The following is a 7,158-nucleotide window of genomic DNA, read 5'->3' on the forward strand; positions in this document are numbered from 1 at the left end:
TATTCAACCGCCCGATCGAGACGTCCGGCCTTTTCGAGATGGCGGATGAAGCGCTGGTGGCCGTCGAGCATCTTGACCGCGCGGGTGCCTGTGACCGATTGCGACTGGGTCTGATAGTAGTTGTCGGCCAGCGCCAGCTCACCCACTTCATCGGTCATCTCCGCCAGAAGCTTGTTGCGCTGCTTCTTGGTCAACTCCCCGTCTGCTTCGATCAGGCCCAGCAGGATCTTGATGTTGACCTCGTGGTCCGAACAGTCCACTCCCGCCGAGTTGTCGATTGCGTCGGTGTTGATGCGGCCGCCATTCATGGCAAATTCGATGCGTCCCAGTTGCGTGCAGCCGAGATTGCCTCCTTCCGCAACAACCTTGCAGCGCAGATCGGCCCCGTTGACCCGCACGGCGTCATTGGCACGATCGCCGACCTCGGCGTTGCTTTGTTCCCTGGACTTGATGTAAGTGCCAATCCCGCCGTTGTAAAACAGATCGACCGGCGCCTTGAGAATCGCCCGCATCAGCTCGACGGGGGTCAGCGCATCGGCGGACACGCCAAGTATCTGTCGCACTTCCTCGGTCAGGGGAATCGACTTTGCGCTGCGCGGGTAAACCCCGCCGCCATGCGATATCAGCGATTTGTCGTAATCGTCCCAGGATGAACGCGGCAGTACGAACAAGCGCTGGCGCTCATTGAAGCTCACCTCGGTATCGGGATTCGGGTCCAGAAAAATGTGTCGATGGTCGAATGCCGCCAGCAGTTTGATATGCCGTGACAACAGCATGCCATTGCCGAAAACGTCGCCCGACATATCGCCTACGCCGGCCACGGTGAACGCTGTCGTCTGCGTGTCGATCCCCATTTCGAGGAAGTGACGTTTGACAGACTCCCATGCGCCCCGCGCAGTGATGCCCATCTTTTTGTGGTCGTAGCCGACCGAGCCGCCGGACGCAAATGCATCGCCGAGCCAATGCCCGTATTCTTCACTGACAGCGTTGGCATAGTCCGAGAACGTGGCCGTGCCCTTGTCAGCCGCGACAACGAGGTATGGGTCATCGCCGTCATGTCGGACTACGTTTTTCGGAGGCACCAATTCGTTGGCCACCAGATTGTCGGTGACGTCGAGCAGACCACGAAGAAAGGACTTGTAGCACTCGATGCCTTCGTTTAGATAGGCTTCGCGATCCGTCTGCGGCGGTGGATTCTTCAGCACGAATCCCCCCTTTGACCCGACCGGCACGATAACGACGTTTTTGACCATCTGCGCTTTCACCAGTCCAAGAATCTCGGTACGGAAATCTTCCATTCGATCGGACCAGCGGAGCCCGCCTCGGGCAACCTTGCCGCCGCGCAAATGGATGCCCTCGACGCGTGGCGAGTAGAACCAGATCTCGTACAGAGGCTTCGGCTCGGGCAGTTCGGGGACTTTGGCCGACTCAAGCTTGAAGGAGACATACGGCTTCCGGCATCCAGCCCCGTCGCGCTGGTAGAAATTAGTGCGTATCGTCGCCTGAATGACGGCGAGGAAGCGCCGGATGATGCGGTCATCGTCGGCACTTGCGACTTCATCCAGCGCCTCTTTGATTTCCTCGACCAGGATCGACTGGGCGGCATCACGGTCTCCTCTTGCCGCGGGGTCGAAACGTACATGGAACAAGGCCACCAGCAGGCGAGTAAGCCGGGTGTTGTCGACCAGGGTCTGCTCGATGTAAGCCTGACTGAACGTAAACCCGGCCTGCCGAAGGTATTTGGCAAAGGCGCGAAGCACAACGACTTCATCGCTCGACAGCCCTGCGGCGAGCACCAGACGATTGAATCCATCGCTTTCGATCTCACGCCGCCATACCTTGGCAAAACCATCCTCGAACAGCGGTCGCACCGTCGAGATGTCCGGCAATTCGCTGACGGTGCGCATTCCGAAGTCATGGATATGCACCTTGCCGGCGTCGCCGCGGTCGAGCGTGTAGGATTGTTCGTCCAGCACCGACACCCCCATGTTCTCAAGCATCGGCAGACTCCCGGAGAGCGGTACCGGTTCGCCCAGTCGGTACACCCTCAGGCGCAGAGCCTGGCTGTCTGCTTCGACCGGTCGATAAAGTCGCATGGTGATGGGCTGCGCAGAAGAAAGCTGCTCAATCGTCTGAATGTCCCTAACTGCAATGCGTACGCTGACGGTGCCCCGGTAGGCCGCCGGGAACGCAGCGCAATAGGTCGTCATCAAGTGATTTGCCGCTTCCTCGCCGCGGCTTTCGATCAGGGCCAGTTTCAGGTCGTCAGCCCAGTCGCGCAAGGCGAGAATGATCTCTGACTCGATGTCGCGCGGGTCAATGACCGATTCATCGCGTGGCGAACTGCGCACCAGAAAGTGGATACGCGCCAGCGTGGCTTCCGACAGTTCAACCGTGTACTCGGCGCTGCTGCCCTGAAGCGCCCGCTTCAGCACCTCCTGGATACGAACTCGGGACTCGGTATTGAACTTCTCTCGGGGAAGGTAAATCAGGCAGGAGTAATAGCGGCCATAAACCTCTCGGCGCAAAAAGACGCGGATCTTGCGGCGGTCTCCCAGCCGCAGAATGCCTAGCGCTGTTTCCATTAACGCCGTTTCGTCGATCTGAAACAATTCGTCGCGTGGATACGCTTCGAGAATGGTCAACAGGCTTTTGCCCATATGACTGTTGGGCGCGAAACCGGCTTTTTCCAGCACCGCTGTCGCCTTGTTTCGCAACAGTGGAATTTCCCTGATCCGTGCATAGTACGCGGAGGACGTGTAGAGACCGATAAACCGGCGTTCTCCGACGACATTGCCTGCGGAGTCGAAGCGTTTGATGCCGATGTAATTAAGATAGCCAGGGCGGTGTACCGTTGCCCGCACGTTGGCTTTGGTCAGGACCAGCAAATGCTGAGCGCGTGCAAGTTTGCGAATACTCGGCGGGGACTCGGCGAAGCTGGTCGACAAACCCCCTTGGCGGGGTTCGCGCAGGATGCCCAGTCCACTCTCGGGAACGATCCTGAGCTGATCCACTCCGTTCTCCGACGTCAGTTCGTACTCGCGGAAGCCAAGAAACGTGAAGTGGTGATCCTTTACCCAGTTCAGAAAGATGCGACCTTCGGCTATTTCCGCTTCGCTCAGACCGACGGGAGGCAAATCCAATTCCTGTATGACGGTGCTCATTTGCTCGAGCATCGGTTGCCAATCGGCAACCGCAGCGCGCGCATCGGCAAGGACAGAGAGCAAACCATCGACCAGCGTCTTCAACCGCACCGGATCGGTCTCGCTGTCGATTTCTACATGCATGAACGATTCCGCGTTTCCATCGGTTCCGGTCGCTCCTATCGCTTGCAGCTTGCCGCGCGCATCGCGATGAGTTCGCAACACCGGGTGAATGAGGAGCTGCAAGGTGTACCCCTGCCGGTTAACCTCCATGGTTACGGAATCGACCAGGAACGGCATGTCGTCATTGATGATCTCGACAATCGTATGCGACGACGTCCAGCCGTGTTCTTCAAGTTGCGGGTTGTAGGCCCTAAGTTTCGGCTTGCCGCTGGCAAAGGATCGCCCGTAGGAGAGATGTGCCATGGCCGCGCCATAGAGGTCTTCGATGCTTCGCGAAAACAGGTCCTCGGGATCCATCTGCTCGTAGTAGACACGGATGAAGGTCTGCGTTTCGTCAAGTTGCGGCGCCGGCAGCCGGCCGGCTGCCAACTTCAGAACCGCGGCAAGAATATCCTGTTTTCTTTCTTCGAGATGATCCAGCATAGCTCCTCCAATTTGCGATTTACGCTACGGGCGCGCAGGCTGAAGCGACTCCGGCCCCAATCAATTGCGCTTGCCAAAACCGGCCTTCCGGGCAGAACAAATCGAAGATCGCAGCTGCTGAGAAATGCCTGCTGCCATGATTCGTTGTGCGCATGATCGGCAACGATTTTCTGTCGCCCCCATGGCTTGATTCGCCGATTTTGATCCAGCGTCACCAATGTTCGCCACACGCTTATTCCAGCTGGCCATCTCAGCGGCGATCCGGAATGGTTCTCGGTTTCGCCGCGATTGACGCCAAGATGATCGGGACTGCTGCCGACAAATTGTGCACCGCAATCGAACGCCGGATTCAGCGCGGACAAAACGCAGGCTAGGTGCAAGCGGATCTGCTTACACCGAACGCCAAATCTTGCTCGGCTCAGTGCTTAGCTGAACGCGGCGTCGCTGTATGAATACAATTAGTGCCAGCAGAACGAAAGCGGGAATGAACAACCATTCCTTGTCGGGCCGATCAGCCGCTACCTCCAGCGCCGTGATCTTGAACCCCTGTTCAATACCGAGTTTCGCGGCACGGCTGCCGAACTTGACGCCCATGATATCGACGCTGTCATCGGTTGGCATCAGACTCAGACCGATGGCATTAAGGCGTTGAAGCGCCGGCGCCTTCTCGCCGAGCGGCAGCAGCACTCCCTTTGAGACCTCCTTGCCGTTCAGGTCTTCGCCTTCGATCCAGACCCGCAGGCGATCATCGGCGGGCGCCTGCTCGACGACCTCCATGATCCGGGTGGCGGGTATCTTGTCGAAAGGCGGATGGATCATGTCCATCCAGAATCCCGGACGGAACAGCGTGAAGGTTACGAGTAGCAGCACTGCCGCCTCCCACAGCCGGTTGCGCGTCATGAACCAGCCCTGCGTCGCGGCGGCAAAGACAAGATTGGCAATGATCGCTGTACCCACCGTCAGAATCAGATGCCAGACACTGTCGATGCCGATCAGCAGCAATTGCGTGTTGAAGATGAACATGAAAGGCAGAATCGCGGTTCGGATGCTGTAGCCGAACGCGGTGACGCCCACCTTGATCGGGTCGCATCGGGCTATCCCGGCTGCGGCATACGACGCGAGGCCGACAGGTGGCGTGACGTCGGCCATCAACCCGAAATAGAAGACGAACATATGCACGGCAATCAGGGGCACCAGCAGCCCGCTTTGCGCGCCGAGTTCGACCACCACCGGCGCCATCAGGGTCGACACCACAATGTAGTTGGCCGTCGTTGGCAGGCCCATGCCGAGAATCAGGCAGATCACGGCGACCAGTCCGAGCATGATCATCAGGTTTCCGCCCGAGATCAATTCGACCAGTTCGCTCATCACCAGGCCGATGCCGGTCAGTGTGACGGTACCGACGATGATGCCGGCGGCGGCCGTGGCGATGCCAATGCCGATCATGTTGCGGGCCCCGGTAACCAGCCCGTCGAGCAGATCCTGGAATCCCTGACGAAGCGCGCCGCCAATGTCGCTGTGCTGGCGGAAGTGGGCGAGGATCGGTCGCTGCGTGACCAGGATGAACATCAGGAAGATTGTCGCCCAGAAGGCCGACAGCGCGGGCGAGAGTTCCTCGACCATCAGGTTCCAGATCAGCACCACCACGGGCAGCAGGAAGTGCAATCCGGATTTCAGAGTCGGGCCGGGGTCCGGCAGTGTTTCGATCGGCGAGTTCGGGTCGTCCATGTGCAGTTCCGGATAGCGCGTACCGAACTTCAAGAGACCGACGTAGGTGGCCAGCATTACGACGCCGACGATGTACAGCGAGGCGTCGCCGGCAACATCCTTGAGCCAGCCGAAGCCGTAGTAGACGATGCCGGCGAGAAGAATGATGCCCGAGACGGTCATCAGGAAGGAAAGCATGCGGTCGCGGAATGAATTCTCGTGCTTGTGCGGGATGCCACGGATGTCCGCCTTCATCGCTTCGAGGTGCACGATATAGAACAGCGCAATATAGGAGATCAGGGCCGGCAGGATCGCATGCTTGAGCACCTGCGTATAGGGGATACCGACATACTCGACCATCAGGAAGGCGGCAGCTCCCATCACCGGCGGCATGATCTGGCCGTCGACCGAAGCCGCGACCTCGACTGCGGCGGCTTTGTCCTCACGATAGCCGACCCGCTTCATCAGTGGAATGGTGAACGTTCCAGTGGTGACAACGTTGGCGATTGACGATCCGGAGATCAGGCCGGTACACGCCGAGGCGACCACTGCCGCTTTTGCCGGGCCGCCACGCAGGTGTCCGAGCAGCGAGATTGCGGACTTGATGAAATAGTTCCCGGCACCGGCGGTTTCCAGCAGCGCGCCGAACAGAACGAAGAGAAAGATGAACCCGGAGGAGACGCCGAGCGCGACACCGAACACGCCCTCGGTGCTTAGCCACAGATGTGACATGCCTTTGCCGAGCGAGGCGCCCTTGTGAGCGATCAATTCCGGCATGTAAGGCCCAAGGAAAATGTAGCCGATAAAGACGGTGGCGAGGATGACCATCGGCAGGCCGAGCGCGCGCCGTGCCGCTTCGAGCAGCAGTATGAGGCCCATAACCGAGGTGGCGAGGTCCAGTGTCGTCGGTTGTCCGGGGCGCGTGGCCAACTCGGAGTAGAAGACGAAGAGATACGAGGCGCAGAAGACGCCGACCAGAGCCAGTATCCAGTCGAAGGTCGGGACATAATCGCGCGGCGAACGCTTGAAGGCCGGGTAGGCGAGAAAGGCGAGGAACATGGCGAAGGCCAGATGGACGGAACGCGACTCGGTGTCGTTGAGGACAAAAACGCCCAGCGAGTAGGGCAGCGGGGAGGCGATCCAAAGTTGAAACAGCGACCACGTCAGGGCGGTCAGCATGATCAGTTTGGCGACGGCGCCGGTCGGCTTGCGCCCGCCAGTGTCGGCTTCGGCAACCAGTTGTTTGAGCTGCTCGTCGGTCAGGACGGGAGCTGTTTCTTTTTCAGCCATATGCGCACCTCCGCAGACTTCAAGGACAGACGGCCCCGAGCGGGGCCGTCTGCAGGTTTCCCCGGGAAGGCTGGAGTTCTAGCGATTCCGGGATGAGACGACCGTTTTACATCCAGCCTTTTTCCTTGTAGTACTTCACGGCGCCGTCATGCAGCGGTGCCGAAAGGCCGTTCTTGATCATCTCTTTTGGGTCCAGGTGAGCGAAAGCCGGATGCAGCTTCTTGAAGTCATCCAGATTTTCAAACACGGATTTCACCATCGTATACACGACTTCGTTCGGCACCTTCGACGACGAGACGAAGGCAGCCACTACGCCGTAGGTATTCGTCGGGTTCGGATTGGCCGCATACATGCCCCCCGGAATCGTTACCGCAGCGTAGTACGGATACGTCTTGACCAGTTTATCTACGGC

The 7,158-nt window shown here is 59.0% G+C and carries 3 protein-coding genes; all 3 read right to left on the minus strand.

The window, feature by feature from the left end:
• A partial coding sequence (locus PROAA_RS08965; RefSeq protein ID WP_186411021.1) for an NAD-glutamate dehydrogenase occupies positions 1-3,749 on the minus strand: 3,749 nt, incomplete at its 3' end.
• 390 nt (positions 3,750-4,139) lie between these two features.
• On the minus strand, positions 4,140-6,746 hold the full coding sequence (locus tag PROAA_RS08970; protein WP_186411022.1) for a TRAP transporter permease: 2,607 nt from the start codon (positions 6,744-6,746) through the stop codon (positions 4,140-4,142).
• A 106-nt stretch (positions 6,747-6,852) separates the two neighbouring features.
• Positions 6,853-7,158, minus strand: a 306-nt coding sequence (locus tag PROAA_RS08975; RefSeq protein WP_186411023.1) for a TAXI family TRAP transporter solute-binding subunit, incomplete at its 5' end; no start/stop codon positions are given.

The organism is Candidatus Propionivibrio aalborgensis (assembly GCF_900089945.1).
Taxonomy (GTDB): Bacteria; Pseudomonadota; Gammaproteobacteria; order Burkholderiales; family Rhodocyclaceae; genus Propionivibrio; species Propionivibrio aalborgensis.

What these genes read in the sequence shown, in the direction of transcription:
- PROAA_RS08970 (WP_186411022.1), bottom strand. Translation starts at nt 6,746, where the DNA reads ATGGCTGAAAAAGAAACAGCTCCCGTCCTGACCGACGAGCAGCTCAAA.